Source organism: Promicromonospora sukumoe (assembly GCF_014137995.1).
GTDB classification, from domain to species: domain Bacteria; phylum Actinomycetota; class Actinomycetes; order Actinomycetales; family Cellulomonadaceae; genus Promicromonospora; species Promicromonospora sukumoe.
The window spans coordinates 1,439,105-1,453,178 of the sequence record NZ_JACGWV010000002.1 but is presented as its reverse complement, the minus strand read 5'-3'; the positions used below and the strand labels follow the sequence as shown (position 1 = coordinate 1,453,178).

The 14,074-nt window shown below is 73.4% G+C and carries 10 protein-coding genes; 7 read left to right on the top strand and 3 right to left on the bottom strand.

Annotated elements, in window-relative coordinates:
* Positions 1–10: 10 nt before the first annotated feature.
* From FHX71_RS23650 to FHX71_RS23625, 6 genes are all read left to right on the top strand, one after another.
* Positions 11–985: an amino acid ABC transporter permease gene (locus tag FHX71_RS23650; RefSeq protein ID WP_182619822.1), complete on the top strand. Its 975-nt coding sequence runs from the start codon at positions 11–13 to the stop codon at positions 983–985.
* Positions 982–1,797, top strand: coding sequence for an amino acid ABC transporter ATP-binding protein (locus FHX71_RS23645; protein WP_376770158.1), 816 nt, complete (start codon positions 982–984; stop codon positions 1,795–1,797). The genes FHX71_RS23650 and FHX71_RS23645 overlap by 4 nt, the downstream gene beginning before the upstream one ends.
* 185 nt (positions 1,798–1,982) lie before the next feature.
* A complete protein-coding gene (locus FHX71_RS23640) occupies positions 1,983–2,558 on the top strand; it encodes a SigE family RNA polymerase sigma factor (protein WP_182619821.1) in 576 nt (191 codons plus the stop codon).
* The gene (locus FHX71_RS23635) at positions 2,555–3,922 is read left to right on the top strand and encodes a hypothetical protein (RefSeq protein WP_182619820.1); all 1,368 of its coding nucleotides are present in this window, start codon (positions 2,555–2,557) and stop codon (positions 3,920–3,922) included. The genes FHX71_RS23640 and FHX71_RS23635 overlap by 4 nt, the downstream gene beginning before the upstream one ends.
* A 470-nt stretch (positions 3,923–4,392) precedes the next feature.
* Positions 4,393–4,914, top strand: coding sequence for a SigE family RNA polymerase sigma factor (locus FHX71_RS30200; RefSeq protein WP_312877191.1), 522 nt, complete (start codon positions 4,393–4,395; stop codon positions 4,912–4,914).
* A 2-nt stretch (positions 4,915–4,916) separates the two neighbouring features.
* Positions 4,917–6,263: a hypothetical protein gene (locus tag FHX71_RS23625; RefSeq protein ID WP_182619818.1), complete on the top strand. Its 1,347-nt coding sequence runs from the start codon at positions 4,917–4,919 to the stop codon at positions 6,261–6,263.
* A 156-nt stretch (positions 6,264–6,419) separates the two neighbouring features.
* On the opposite strand, the gene FHX71_RS29520 is transcribed toward FHX71_RS23625, so the two are convergent.
* Positions 6,420–7,394: an excalibur calcium-binding domain-containing protein gene (locus FHX71_RS29520; protein WP_182619817.1), complete on the bottom strand. Its 975-nt coding sequence runs from the start codon at positions 7,392–7,394 to the stop codon at positions 6,420–6,422.
* A gap of 326 nt (positions 7,395–7,720) precedes the next feature.
* Here FHX71_RS29520 and FHX71_RS23615 point away from each other — a divergent pair, with 326 nt between their 5' ends.
* Complete coding sequence (locus FHX71_RS23615; RefSeq protein WP_182619816.1) at positions 7,721–11,782, top strand: TM0106 family RecB-like putative nuclease; 4,062 nt, start codon at positions 7,721–7,723, stop codon at positions 11,780–11,782.
* A gap of 93 nt (positions 11,783–11,875) precedes the next feature.
* On the opposite strand, the gene FHX71_RS23610 is transcribed toward FHX71_RS23615, so the two are convergent.
* Complete coding sequence (locus FHX71_RS23610; RefSeq protein ID WP_182619815.1) at positions 11,876–12,625, bottom strand: hypothetical protein; 750 nt, start codon at positions 12,623–12,625, stop codon at positions 11,876–11,878.
* Positions 12,626–12,789: 164 nt separating this feature from the next.
* Positions 12,790–14,067: an ABC transporter substrate-binding protein gene (locus tag FHX71_RS23605; RefSeq protein ID WP_182619814.1), complete on the bottom strand. Its 1,278-nt coding sequence runs from the start codon at positions 14,065–14,067 to the stop codon at positions 12,790–12,792.
* Between the last annotated feature and the right edge of the window lie 7 nt (positions 14,068–14,074).

Sequence of the window (14,074 nt, the reverse complement as noted above, 5' to 3'; positions counted from 1 at the left end):
GAAGGGTGACGTGACGACGCAGACGTCGCCGTCGGGCAGCGATCCCGTGCCCAACCGCATCCACGCGCGGCCCGTGCCGCGCCCCGGCCGCCTCGTGGCGGCCGTCGCCGTGCTCGTGCTGGCCGCCATGGCGGCCAACGCGCTGATCACGAACGAGAACTTCCGCTGGGACGTGGTCTGGCTCTACCTGCGCGACATCGTGGTGATCCGCGGTGTCATGTGGACCCTGGTCCTGACGTTCGGGTCCATGGCCATCGCCGTGGTGCTCGCCGTCGCGCTCGCCATGATGCGCCGGTCGGACAACCCGGTCATGCGCTGGGTGAGCTGGGCCTGGATCTGGTTCTTCCGGGGCACGCCGATCTACACGCAGCTCATCTTCTGGGGGCTGCTCGCGGTGCTGTACCCGCGGCTGTCGCTGGGCATCCCGTTCGGTCCGGAGTTCTTCTCCTTCCGCACGGACGACGTGCTGACCGCGTTCTGGCTGGCGCTGTTCGGCCTGGCGTTCAACGAGTCGGCCTACCTCGCCGAGATCGTGCGCGCCGGCCTGACGTCCGTGGACCCGGGCCAGACCGAGGCCGCCAAGGCGCTCGGCATGAAGGACGGCAAGATCATGCGCCGCGTGATCCTGCCGCAGGCCATGCGCGTGATCGTGCCGCCGACGGGCAACGAGACCATCTCGATGCTGAAGACCACCTCCCTGGTGGTCGCCGTGCCGCTCACCTTCGAGCTGACCTACGCCACCAGCGCGATCGGCAACCGCACCTTCCTGCCCATCCCGCTGCTGGTCATCGCGGCGCTCTGGTACCTGCTCATCACCTCGATCCTGATGGTGGGCCAGCACTACCTGGAGCAGTACTACGGGCGCGGTTTCGGTACCGCCACCGGCCGCAAGGGCCGGGGCAAGGGCCCGGCCGGCGGCAAGCAGGCGGCCATCGCCGCCGCCGGGACAGTGCAGGACGACGTGAACAAGGACGTGACGCCATGAGCGCCCTGACCGACGGCGCGGCCACCCGGGCCGGCGCCACCGAGATGGTGACCGTGCGTGCCGTGCACAAGGTGTTCGGCCACGGGCAGGACGCCGTGCACGTGCTCAAGGGCGTGGACCTCGACGTCGCGCGCGGCGAGGTCACCGTGATCCTGGGGCCGTCCGGCTCCGGCAAGTCCACCCTCCTGCGCTGCATCAACGAGCTGGAGGAGATCACCGGCGGCTCCGTCGTCGTCGGGGGCGACCTCATGGGCTACCGCAAGGACGACAAGGGGACGCTGCACCGGCTGCACCCCAAGGTGGTCGCGAAGCAGCGCTCGCGCATCGGCATGGTGTTCCAGCGGTTCCACCTGTTCCCGCACATGACGGCGCTCGAGAACATCATGGAGGCGCCCGTCCAGGTGCGGGGCCTGTCGAAGGCGGCGGCGCGGAAGCGCGCGGTCGAGCTGATCGACCGCGTGGGGCTGTCCGACCGGACGGACCACTACCCGGCGCAGCTCTCCGGCGGCCAGCAGCAGCGCGTCGCCATCGCCCGCGCGCTCGCCATGGACCCCGAGCTCATGCTGTTCGACGAGCCGACGTCGGCCCTCGACCCCGAGCTCGTGGGCGAGGTGCTGTCGGTGATGCAGGACCTGGCGCGGTCCGGCATGACGATGATCGTCGTGACGCACGAGATCGGGTTCGCCCGGGAGGTCGCCGACCACGTCGTGTTCATGGACGACGGCGTGATCGTCGAGTCGGGCCCGCCGGGCAAGGTGCTGGACGACCCGCAGGAGCGGCGCACCAAGGACTTCCTGGCGCACGTGCTGTGACCCCGTGTCAGACGTACAGGTCCCTCGGGTGACCTGTACGTCTGACACGTATCCGTTCGAAAAGGACGGAACCTCGGCGGGGCCGGCCTGCGTCTAAGGTGCATGACGCACACGATGCGGCGCACGCGGCGCCGCGAACGCACGCCGGGGCAGGTCGCCGGCCACACCTCCGGGAGGTGTACCGGATGAGCGAGGTCGCGGTGAGCCTGGAGCCCGAGCGGGGCACCGGCGAGATCCCCGTCGTCCGGAGCGGGCTCGACCCCGTCGCCGACTTCACGGCGTTCGCGCAGGCCAACACCCCCGCGCTGTACCGCATCGCGTACCTCCTGAGCGGCGACGAGCACCGGGCGAAGGACCTGGTGCAGCTCGCCCTCGAGCGCACGTTCAAGGCGTGGAAGAAGGTGGGCGACGGCGACCCGTTCGCCTACGCGCGCCGCGTCCTGGCGACGGCACGCATCGACACGTGGCGCCGCACCCGCCGCGAGGTGCTCACCGACGACCCCGTCCTGGGCCTGCGGGAGCGGAGCGCCCCGGGGTCGGACACCGGGCTGGCCGACCGCGACCGCCTGGTCCGCGCCCTGCTGGCGCTGTCCGTCAAGCAGCGCCGCGTGGTGGTGCTGCGCTACCTGCTCGACCGGTCCGAGGCCGACACGGCTGCGGAGCTCGGCATCTCCACCGGGACGGTCAAGTCCACCGCCTCGCGCGCGCTGGAGCGTCTGCGCACCCTCGTGGTGCCCGGCGCGGAGGGGAGCGGATCATGAACGTGCACGACATCCACACCAAGAAGGACGCGGCCGTGCTCGCCGACCTCCGGGCCGTCGGGTCGACCATCGAGCCGCCCGCCGGCCTCGACGCGGTCGCGATGGCGACGAGTGCCGTCCGGAACGTCCGACGGCGCCGGGTCGTGACCACGGTGACGGCGTGCGTCGCCGCGGTGGTGCTGACGGGCGCCGGCATCGGCGCGGCCGGCGCGCTGTACGCGGACCGCCAGGAACCCCTGCCCGGCATGGTCAAGACGACGGTCCCGACGCCGGCCGAGCCGACCGACGCGCTGGACACCGCGCCCACCGAGGAGCAGCGGACCGGTGACGGCACGCTGCCCGTCCTGCCCGACGTCGAGCACGGAGTGCCCCAGGACGGGGCCCCCTATGTCCTCGGCGGGCTCTGGTACACCGTCCCGGCGGGCGAGTGGACCACCGTCGGCGACGTCAACGCGGGCGGCGTCGCGGGCTGGCTGGACGAGGACCACCCGGAGGCGCAAGGCCCGGGCGAGAACGTCACCATCGACGACATGGACGCCACGATCGAGATGCGCAACGTCACCGACGTCGCGGACTGGACGGTGCCGGCACGGGACTCGGGCGCGACGACGGTCGACATCGAGGGCGCGGACCTCGTCGTCATCGAGCAGCACGCGCCCGAGGAGGGCGTCCGGCCGGTGACGGTCACCGTCCGCAGCGGCGCCGAGGGCTGGGTGATCGACACCCGGTTCGCGGCGGACGCCGAGGGCGACAAGGCGCTCCGCGACTTCGTGGGCAACCTGTGGCTCGAGGAGGAGGGCGTGCCCGACTGGTACCAGCCGGAGCTCTCGCCCGAGGTGCTCGGCGCCGTCGAGCGCGGGGTCCCGGCGGGCTGGGTCCCGACCGAGCACAACGGTCTGAGGTTCGCGCTCCCGGAGGGCTGGACCTCGAAGGAGACGGAGGGCGAGCACTCGCCGGGCGTGGACTGGACCGGGACGACGATCACGCACGTCGAACCGGGCGCCGACCCGGAGCTCCTCGGGCAGATGGGAAACCTCACGGAGAAGCAGATCGCGGAGGCCGCCGAGGACAAGGACATGCCCGAGCAGGTCATGGTCCAGGGCGGGAAACCCGGCGGCAGCTGGTGGACCCCGACCGTGGGCAACCCGCGGGCCCAGATGATCGACGTGCCCGGCGCCGACTACGCCGAGCTGGTGCCGACCGTCTACACCGTGGACGGCGAGGTCGACTACTACTGGGCCCAGCTCTTCCTCCACCAGGAGGACCAGGGGGAGAACCTGTTCCTCGTGCTGGAGTTCGACGGTACCGAGCAGGGCCTGCGGAACCTGCACACCTTCCTGGGGACCCTGGACTTCCGGCGCTGACCAGGCCGACGTGTCAGACGTACAGGTCACCGGGGTGACCTGTACGTCTGACACGTCGATCCGCGCCCGGAAAATTTCTCTGAACCAAAATGGAACCTTCGTCCCGGTCGGGCCGTGTTCCGTTCGTGACAGTCACGAGTCCGCGTGTTCGAGCGCCAGAGTCCCGGGCCCCCAAGCCCGTGGTCCTGCGTCTCGTGCGCGCCGACTCCAGCTCTGCGGACGACCTGGAGACCGTGACCACCCAGCAGAACACCCCAGACTCCCCATCCGACACGACGCCGGCGTCGGCCTCGTCGAACGGCACCCCCGGCAGGACCAAGGACGGACCTCGCAGGACCCCGGCAGACCCCACCTCCACGACGCGGCCGCTCACGGTGGTTCGTGGTGGGGCGGGGGAGCCCGATGACGTAACCTCGCTCCCCGTGCGTACAGAACGGCCGAGGGCCACTCACGCGCGCAGGAACGCACAGGTGTCGAAGAACGAAGAGTTCACCGCGTTCATGCGAGAGGCCAAGGACCCGCTGCACCGGATGGCCTTCCTCCTGAGCGGTGACGCCCACCGCGCGGAGGAGCTCACGCAGCAGACCTTCGAGCGTTGCTACCGGCACTGGCACAAGGCCCGGCAGGGCGACCCGCTGGTGTACGCGCGCCGGGTCCTGGCGAACCTGCGGATCGACGCCTGGCGCCGCACGCGGCGCGAGGTGCTCACCGGGCCGGACGAGCTGCCGCAGGACGACGCCCGCGTCGCCCGCGCGTCGAGCCGGACGCCCACGCGCACCGTGGACGACCGCGACACCGTCGTGCGCGCCCTGCTGCGCCTCCCGCTCAAGCAGCGGCGCGTCGTGGTGCTGCGCCATCTCCTGGACCTGTCGGAGTCCGAGGTGTCGACCGAGCTCGGCATCCCGCTCGGCACCGTCAAGTCCACGGCCTCGCGCGGCCTCGCCCACCTGCGCGCGATCCTCGATCTCGACGCCCTGGGCGGCACGCGATGAACATGAACCTCTCCCACGGTGGGCCCGACGACGACTTCGTCGCCCGGCTCCGCGAGTCGGCGCACGCGTCGGTGCCCGCGTCGACCCTCGACCTGGACGGCGTGCTGCGGTCCAGCCGGCGCAAGCACGCCGTGCGCCGGGCCGGCGTCTCGCTGGCCTCGACGGTCGTGCTGGCCACGGCCGGCGCCGGCGTGGCGGGTGCGCTCCCCGGGATCCCCGGGCTCTGGAGCAGCGCCCCGGTGGAGGTCACGCCCCTCGGCTCGCCGGAGCCGATGGCCACGGTCGACGTCGACCCCGCGCCGCCGTCGCCCACCTCGATCCCGGAGCCGGACCCGGCGACGGCGCTCACGGACCTCGCGCCGGGCGTGACGTCCGTGGCGCAGCCCGCGGCCTACCGGGTCGACGCGGACACCGCCGTGCTGGACCTCGGCCTGCCCGCCGGGGACGGCGACCGCTACCTGGCGGTCGTGACCCTGGCGAAGATCGACGGCCGGCACAGCGCCACCGACCTGGAGGTCCTCGCGGGCGGCGACACCGCCCTGCAGAACCTCCGCGCGGGGAACCTCGGCGGAACCCTGCTCTGGCGGGGCGTCACGTCCGACGCGATGGTCCTGCCGTCCGACGGCGGGCCGGCCCTCGTGTTCGGCTTCTCCTCCGGTGCGGAGGAGGGGAACCAGTTCCTGGTCTTCGACGACCCGGAGACCGATGGTGCCGCGGACGCGCAGGGGGCGTCCGCGGCACCGGGGTCGGGGGCCGGCGCCGAGAAGGGTGCGCCCCAGGCGGGCGCGTCGCTCCCGGTGACGCCGTTCGACGTGCTCGGCGACGGCAGCGTGTGGATGCGCGTGCTGCAGGTGGACCGCTCGACGGCGGAGCCGCGTGGGTTCGTCTACGCGAACAAGGACACCTGGAGCGCCTCCTGGTGCCGCGTCACGTCACCGGAGTGCGCCGTCATCCACGACGTCGCCGGCAAGTCCGTGGACACGCCCAAGCCCGCGAAGCCCGCGCCGATGGTCGCGGAGCTCGCCCCGATGCTGGTCGAGGACCCGCAGGCGAACGAGGTGCCCGCGATGGAGACCTGCGTCGCGCAGCGCACCGGTACCGGCTGGACGGCCCCGGAGGGGCTCACCGGCAAGGCGTTCTGGCGTGCGCCCAAGGGCGTCGACGGCGACGTCTGGCGGCTCTGCCTGATCGACATGAGCGAGGCGCTGCAGCTCGCCGCGACGGGCGAGGTCCAGCCCGACGGCGGTGTGTCGCCCAGCCCGGCTCCCAGCGAGGAGCCGACACAAGCTCCCGGGAACGAGGATCCCCTCGGTCTCGGTGAACTCCTGGAGGGACTCTTCGGGGGTTAAGGACTTCCCGGTCCGCGTCTCGTCTGGGGAGATGGCGTGGGCCGGGAACAACCGAGCGGGCCGAGGCAGAATCTGGGGATCTGCCTCGGCCCGTTCACTTCTGTCCCTGAGCGTGGAGCTCAGGTCGCTCGGCTGGTTCCCGGGCCGGCCGGTCCGTTACTCGCCGTCCTCGCAGGCGACGCCGTTGCCGTTCCGGTCGAGGTGCGGCAGGTAGCCGGGCTGGCCGCTCTGCAGGGGCGCCGCTCCCGCGGCACGGACCGCGTCGCAGTTCCAGTAGAAGACGGCGCCGCCGTTCCCGTTGCCGTTCCCGTTGTTGTCGTTCTCCTGCTCCTGCTGCTCTTGTTCCTGCTGCTGTTGCTGCTGCTGTTCCTGCTGCTGCTTGAGCGCGGCCTCCTGCTCCTTGACCTGCGCCTCGCGCTCGCCGAGCGCCTGCTCGCGCTTGGCCACCTCGTCGCGCTGCTTGTCGACCTGCGCCCGGTCCGCCTCGATCTCGGCCCGCTGGTCGTCGATCTCCGACTGGATGTTCTGGGCGTCGGAGATCGCCTGGTTCGCGTCGGCCTGCTGCCCGGCGGTGATGATCACGCCCAGGATCACGCCCAGCGCGAGCCCGGCCACGCCGATGGCGACCATGAGCCCGACGCCCGGCGGGCGAGCGCCGCCCTGGCGGGCCGGGCCGCCGGGCCGCTGCCCGGGCGAGATGGTGCCGACGGGGATCTGGCCGCCGGGCTGGCGGTTCGCGTCGTCGATGCTCAGCGGGCCGGGACCGGAGGCGCCCGGTCGCTCTGCGGCGGCAGGCGTCGTCGCCTTCCGGCCGCCGAGGCCCTTGAGGGCGGCGAGCACGCCCGACGTCGGTCCCTTGGCCTCGGGCGGCGGGGGCGGCGGCGCCATCCCGGGCTGGGGCGGGTAGACCGGCTGCGGGCCGGAGCTCGTCCGCGGCGGACCTGCGGGCGGGGCGCCGATCGGTGCCATCGTCATGGTCGAGCCCATGGCGTCCGCGGGAGCCAGGGCGGGCGGGGCCGATGGTGCGGGGGCCTGGCGCCGGCCGGGGGCGTCGATCACCTGGATCGCGACGGTCCGCGTGTCGCCACCGCCGTCGGGGCCGTCGGTGCGGGCCGGAGGTGCCGGGGGCACGGGGGGTGCCGGGGGAGCGGCACCGGTGGGTCCGGAATCGGGCTGGGGGGCGTCGGGGCGGTCGACCCAGTAGTCCCAACCGGGCGGGGCCGGGGGCCACGACGGGTCGGGAGCCCAGGTGGAGTCGGGTCGGAATCCCGGGGGCACCTGCCAACCCGGAGGCGGGTTGAAGCGCACGGGCATGGTTGCTCCTTCGATACGGTCGGCCCCACTATCGGCCATGCAGGCGGGTCGGCGCCAGGACCTCGGTCCGGCCGGACATTTCTCCCGCGTGTGGGAGCGACAGTAGCGCGCTCGTGTCAGAGGTCACTGGTAGACCTGGGGACATGTTCCTCCTGGAGCGTGAAGACGCCGGCACCCTCGTGCACTCGGCCAGCGACCTCGTGGTCGCGGGCGAGTGTGAGTTCCGCCTGCTGCGCCGCCTCGACGAGCTCCTGGGCCGCAGCCCCCGACGGGCGCGGGAGGAGGACGAGATGCTCGCGCGCACGGCGGCCCTCGGCGAGGACCACGAACGCCGCGTGCTCGCCGGGCACCTGCGCGCCTTCGGGCCGGCCGACGGCGGACGGCCCGGCGGCGTGCTCGAGGTGGCGCCCGCGCGCCGGATGACGCGGGACGAGCTGGTCGACGCGCACGCCCGCACGCTGGCGGCGCTGGAGCAGGGCGCCGACGTCGTCTACCAGGCGTCGTTCTTCGACGGGCGGTTCCACGGCCGGGCCGACTTCCTGGTGCGCGACCCGCTGGGCGATGGGCTGCGGTACGCCGTGCACGACTCCAAGCTCGCGCGCCGCACCAAGGTGCGGGCGCTGCTCCAGCTCGCCGCCTACGCCGACCAGCTCATGGCGGCGCGGGTCGACCCGACCGACGAGGTGCACCTGGTGCTCGGCACCGGCGAGACCACCTCGCACCGGCTCGCCGACCTGCTGCCCGTCTTCCGCAAGCGGCGGACCCGGCTCGTCGAGGTCCTGGACACGCACGTCGCCGACACGGGGCCGGTGCGCTGGCAGGACGAGCGCTATCTGGCCTGCGGCCGGCTGCGCGACTGCCCGGACTGCGCCGACGCCGCCCGCGAGAGCCGGGACGTGCTGCTCGTCGGCGGGGTCTACGGGGCACAACGGGCGCGGCTCGCCGCCGGAGGGATCACCACCATCGACGGCCTCGCCACCGCCGAGGCGCCGCCGGACGGCATGGCCGCCGGCCGCTTCGAGGGCCTGCGCGCCCAGGCGCGCCTCCAGCTCGGCCTGGACGACGGCGACGGGTCGGTCCCGCTCGACCACCTGCCCGACGGCGTGGACCCGGACGGCCCCGACGCGCGGCTGCGCTGGCAGCTCGTGGCGACCGAGGCCGTCGACCGCCTCCCGCCGCCGAGCCCGGGCGACGTGTTCTTCGACTTCGAGGGCGACCCCCTGTGGGAGGCGGCCCGGCTGCCCGGTGACGACCAGGCACCGGCCATGGGCCTCGACTACCTCTTCGGCTGGGTCGAGCGGCCCGGCCCGGACGACGGGACTCCGCCGTTCCACGGGCTCTGGGCCGACGACCTGGTGGGCGAGCGCGACGCGCTCGTGCGGTTCGTGGACCACCTGCGCGCACGGCTCGAGACCTACCCCGACCTGCACGTCTACCACTACGCCGCCTACGAGAAGACGCACCTGCTCTCGATCGCGGCCCGCCATGGCGTCTACGAGGACGAGGTGGACCAGCTCCTGCGCGACGGCGTGCTCGTCGACCTCTACGCGGTGGTCCGGTCGTGCCTGCGCATCTCCAACCGGTCCAAGTCGATCAAGAAGCTCGAACCGCTCTACATGCAGGACGATCCCGCGCGGGAGGGGGTCACGAGCGCCACGGCCTCGGTCACCGAGTACGCGGAGTACGCGAAGCTCGCCGCCGACGGCGACGAGCGGGCGGCGGCACTGAAGCAGCGCATCCTGGACTACAACGAGTACGACTGCCGGTCGACGCTGCGGCTGCTGGACTGGCTGCGCTGGGCCCGGGGGCCGAGGCCCTCGCTGGTCGAGACCGTCGAGACCGGGTCCGTGACGTCGCTGCCCCCGCTGGTCGAGGACGGGTCGGCCCGGGTGGTGCCCCCGCCGACCGTGCCGCCCTCGCGGGTCGATCCGCCCTCGCGGGTCGAGCCTGTCGAGACCAGGATCGCCGCGACCGGACCCGCGCCGACGCAGGTCGAGCCTGTCGAGATCGGGACGGCCGGACGGGTCCCCACGCAGGTCGAGCCCGTCGAGACCGGGTTCGCCGGGTCGGGCCCGGGTGAGCCTGCCGGCGGCAGCGGGGGAGAACCGCCCGTTCCCGCCGCAGGCGGGAACGGGGAAGCGGCGGCGGTACGGGCCGAGGCGCGGCGGGAGGCCCGGGACCGGCGGCTGGCGCTGGCCGCCGACATCGCCGAACGGGTCGGCGAGAACCGGGGCGACCGCTCGCTGGACGTGCAGGCGCTCGCGCTGCTGGGTGCCGCCGTCGGCTACTACCAGCGGGAGGAGAAGCCCTTCTGGCAGGAGCACTTCGCCCGCCTGGAGCTGCCGCTGGACGAGTGGCCCGGCCGCCGGTCGACGTTCCACGTGGAACAAACCCGCGTGCTGCGGGACTGGGGCGTCGTGGGCCGGGACCGGCTGCCCTCCCGCGAGGTCGAGCTGGTGGGCCGGATGCTCGACGGGTCGCGGATCGACGGGTCCGACCTGGGCGTCGGCGACCCGGTGCACGTGCTCTACGACCAGCCGGTGCCCCCGGTCGTGGGCCCGCTGGAGGTGCGGGCCGTGCGCGGCGAGCACTCCGGCGGCACGATCCTGGAGGTCCGGGAGGAACCCGGGACCGACGAGGCGCCCCGCGGCCGCGACGTCGTGGTGCTGCGCGAGCGGCTGTCCGGCGGCGCGGAACCGCACGACCAGGCACCCGTGGCACTCGCGCCGCAGCGCGGCCCGGCGCACGACGCGCAGGAGCGGGCGACCGAGGACGCCGCGCGGGCCGCGCTCGCCGCGTGGACCACGGACCGCACCCTGCCGGACGGCGCCGCGATCGACCTGCTGCGCCGCAGGCCGCCGCGGCTGGTCGGCGGCGGGGACCTGCCGGAGCTCGGCGGCGCCACGGGTGCGGCCGGCACACCCGACACGACCGCCGAACGAGAAGGCGCGGCCGGCACCCCCGACACGCCCGCCGAAGGAGACGCGACCGGGCGGCACCTCGAGGCCGCCGTGCTCTCCGCGGTCCAGCGGCTCGACCACTCCTACCTCGCGGTGCAGGGCCCGCCCGGGACCGGCAAGACGCACGTCGGCTCGCACGTCGTGGCCCGGCTCGTCGGCTCCGGCTGGCGTGTGGGCGTGGTGGCGCAGTCGCACGCGGCGGTGGAGAACCTGCTGACCTGCCTGGTCGACAAGGCGGGGGTGCCCGTCGAGGTGGTCGCCAAGAAGCAGCGGGCGAAGGGCATCGGGAACGAGGCCGCCGGCCCGTGGCAGGAGCTCTCGGGCACCCAGCTCGCGGAGTTCGCCGCGACCAGCGACGGCGGCTGCGTGGTGGGCGGCACCGCGTGGGACTTCGCGCACGAGCGCTGGCCCGACGAGGGCCTGGACCTGCTCGTGATCGACGAGGCCGGGCAGTTCTCGCTCGCCGACACGGTCGCCGTCGGCCGGGCCGCGCAGCGGCTGCTGCTGCTCGGCGACCCGCAGCAGCTTCCGCAGGTCAGCCAGGGCCGGCACCCCGAACCGGTGGACGAGTCGGCGCTCGCGTGGCTCGCCGCCGGCAGTGCCGTGCTGCCCGAGGGGCTGGGCTACCTGCTGCCCGAGTCGTGGCGGATGCACCCCGAGGTCTGCGCCGCCGTGTCCCAGCTCTCGTACGCCGGCCGGCTCTTCGCGCACCCGGTCACGACCGAGCGCTCGCTCGACGGGGTGCCGCCCGGGGTGGTGCACGTGCCGGTGGTCCACGAGGGGCGCTCGACGTCGTCCCGGGAGGAGGCCGACGAGGTGGCGCGCCAGGTGCGGTCCGTCGTCGGCCGCACGTGGGACCCCGGTGCGGGTCGCCCGGCCCGGCCGCTCGGCCCCGACGACGTGGTGGTGGTCGCCGCGTACAACGCGCAGGTCCACACGGTGCGCCAGGCGCTGCGTGCGGCCGGGCTCGACGGCGTGCCCGTCGGCACCGTGGACATGTTCCAGGGGCGGGAGGCGCCGGTCGCGATCCTGACGCTCGCCGCCTCGGCCCCCGAGAACGTGTCCCGTGGCATGGGCTTCCTGCTGTCGCGGAACCGCATCAACGTGGGGGTGTCGCGCGCGCAGTGGCGGGCCGTCGTGGTCTCGTCGCCCCGGCTCACCGACTACCTGCCGGGCGACCTGGAGGCCGACGGCGTGCGTCACCTCATGGAGCTCGGCGGATTCCTGCGCCTGATCGGCACCTAGGGCTGGCGCCGGACAGCACCGTGGCGAGGGAGGACCCGACGACGTACGTCTGGGTCCTCCCTCGCCACGGCTCTGCGTCAGGCAGGCAGGAGGCTAGAACTCGCCGCCACCGAAGTCGCCGCCGAAGTCCCCGCCGCCGTCGCCGCCACCGAACATGTCGCCGAAGAAGCCGCCGCCGTCGCCACCGGCGTCCGCGCCGGGGTCGCCCTCGGCACCCGCCGCCTCGACGGGCTCGCCGCCCGCCTCCTCGGCCCCGGCCTCTTCAGCCCCGCCCTCGGCGCCCGCTTCCTCGCCGCCGGCGAAGTCCTGCCCGGGGTCGCCGAACGAGCTGCCGAACATCATGTCGGCCACGGCCGAGCCGATGACCATGCCGCCGATGGTGCCGAGCATGCTCGCGCCCAGCATCGAGCCGAAGCCCGGGCCGCGGCTCGCGCCGAAGTTGCGCTCCAGCGTGCCGGGGTTGCGCATCTCGGCGCGGGTGGCCATGCGGGCCAGGTCGCGCGGCTCGTCCGACGTCGCGCGCTCGTTGGGCGGCACCGTCTCGCTGAGCTGGGCCAGCACCTGGTTGCGCTGCTCGGGCGTGAGCTGCGCGAACGCCTCGGCGTGGGCCTCCTCGACCCGGTCCGGCGGTGCGGTGCGCAGGAGGTAGCGGTAGCGCTCGACCGCGACCTCGTCCTCGCTGCGGCCCGTGCTCGCGGCGGACCCGTAGACGGGAGCCGTGCCGTAGGCCGGGGTCTGGCCCGGCGCCTGCTGGTACTGCGGCCGCGGTGCGCCGCCGCCCTGGTGCATACCGGGGATCTGCTCGCGCGGCTCGCGGCCGAGCAGTCGGTCGAGGAAGCCCATGTTCTCAAGTCCTTCGTGAGTGTTCGGTCCTGACGGTCCACCCCGGTCAACGGCGTGCCGTCGCCCTGGGTTCCCGCCCATCGTCCCCTTGCTGCACGAACAGGACATGACGAAGGCCCGGCCACCGAGGTGACCGGGCCTTCGTGCTGGATCAGCCGGGAGCGTCAGCCCTCGACGGAGCCCTCGATCGCACGGTCGAACACGAGCGTGTTGTCGTCGGCGTAGTTGTAGACGCCGATGAACGCGGACGACGGGTCGTTGTCCTCGTTGATCGGGCCGATGCCGGAGACACCCGTGTAGTGGATGTCCTCGCCGGCCTCGAGCGCGTCGACGCCCTCCTGGAACGTGGACACCTCGGTGCCACCGTCCGCACCGGACACGGAACGGATCTGGGCGGCGATGTCGGTGCCGGAGGTCGACTCGGCCTTCACCGCGGCGAGCGCGGCGAGGATCACGGCGTCGTACGACTCAGCGGCGTAGGCGTAGTCGGTCAGGGCCGAGCCCTCGGCCTCCTCGTACCAGGCGCTGGCGTTGTCCTTGAACTCCTGCGCCGGGTCGGCGCCGGGGATGGTGCCCTGGACGCCCACGAGCGTGCCCGGGTCGAAGTCCTTGGAGTAGTCGGCGGTGTTGCCGTCGCACAGGTACGTGGTGCCGTCGAAGTCCCAGCCCTGGGAGACGAGCTCGGCCACGGCCGCCTTGGTCTCCTCGAACGCGAGGATGACGATGGCGTCCGGCTTGGCGGCCAGCGCGTCGGTCACGATGGACGAGAAGTTGGTCTCGCCGGGGGCGAACTCCTCGCCGGCGCCGGTGCCGCCGTAGACAGCCTCGGCGCCACCCTCCTCGATGGCCTTCTGCACGTTGTCGCGCAGGCCGGTGCCGTAGGTCTCGTTCTGCACGAGGAAGGCGACCTTCTGGTGGCCGCCGTCGAGCACGAGCGAGCCGAGCGCCGCACCCTGGACGGTGTCCGGCGGGGCGGTACGGGTGAACAGGTCGCTCACGCCGGAGAGCTCGGTGGCGGTGTTCGCGGGCGAGATCTGGAGAACCCCGGCCTCGGTGAACTGGTCCACCACGTTCTGCGACACGGACGAGGACGCCGCGCCGATCGCGACCTGCACGCCCTTGCCGATCAGGTCGGTGGCCGTGTTGGTCGAGACGCTCATGTCGGTCGAGTCGCCGGAGTCACCGGACTCGAGGGTGACATCCTCGCCCAGCACACCCCCGGCGGCGTTGATGTCGTCGACCGCAAGTCCGACGCCCGCGACCTCGGGCGGACCGAGGTAGGCAAGAGAGCCGGTGATCGGGAGGATGGTGCCGACGACGAGCGGCTCCGCGGAGCCCCCGCCCTCTCCATCGCCAGAACCCGAGGTGGAGCAGGCTGCCAAGCCCACGCTGAGGACTGCCGCTAGCGCGAGCCCGCGCGCAGCCGTGGAACGTCGAATCATGTCTGCT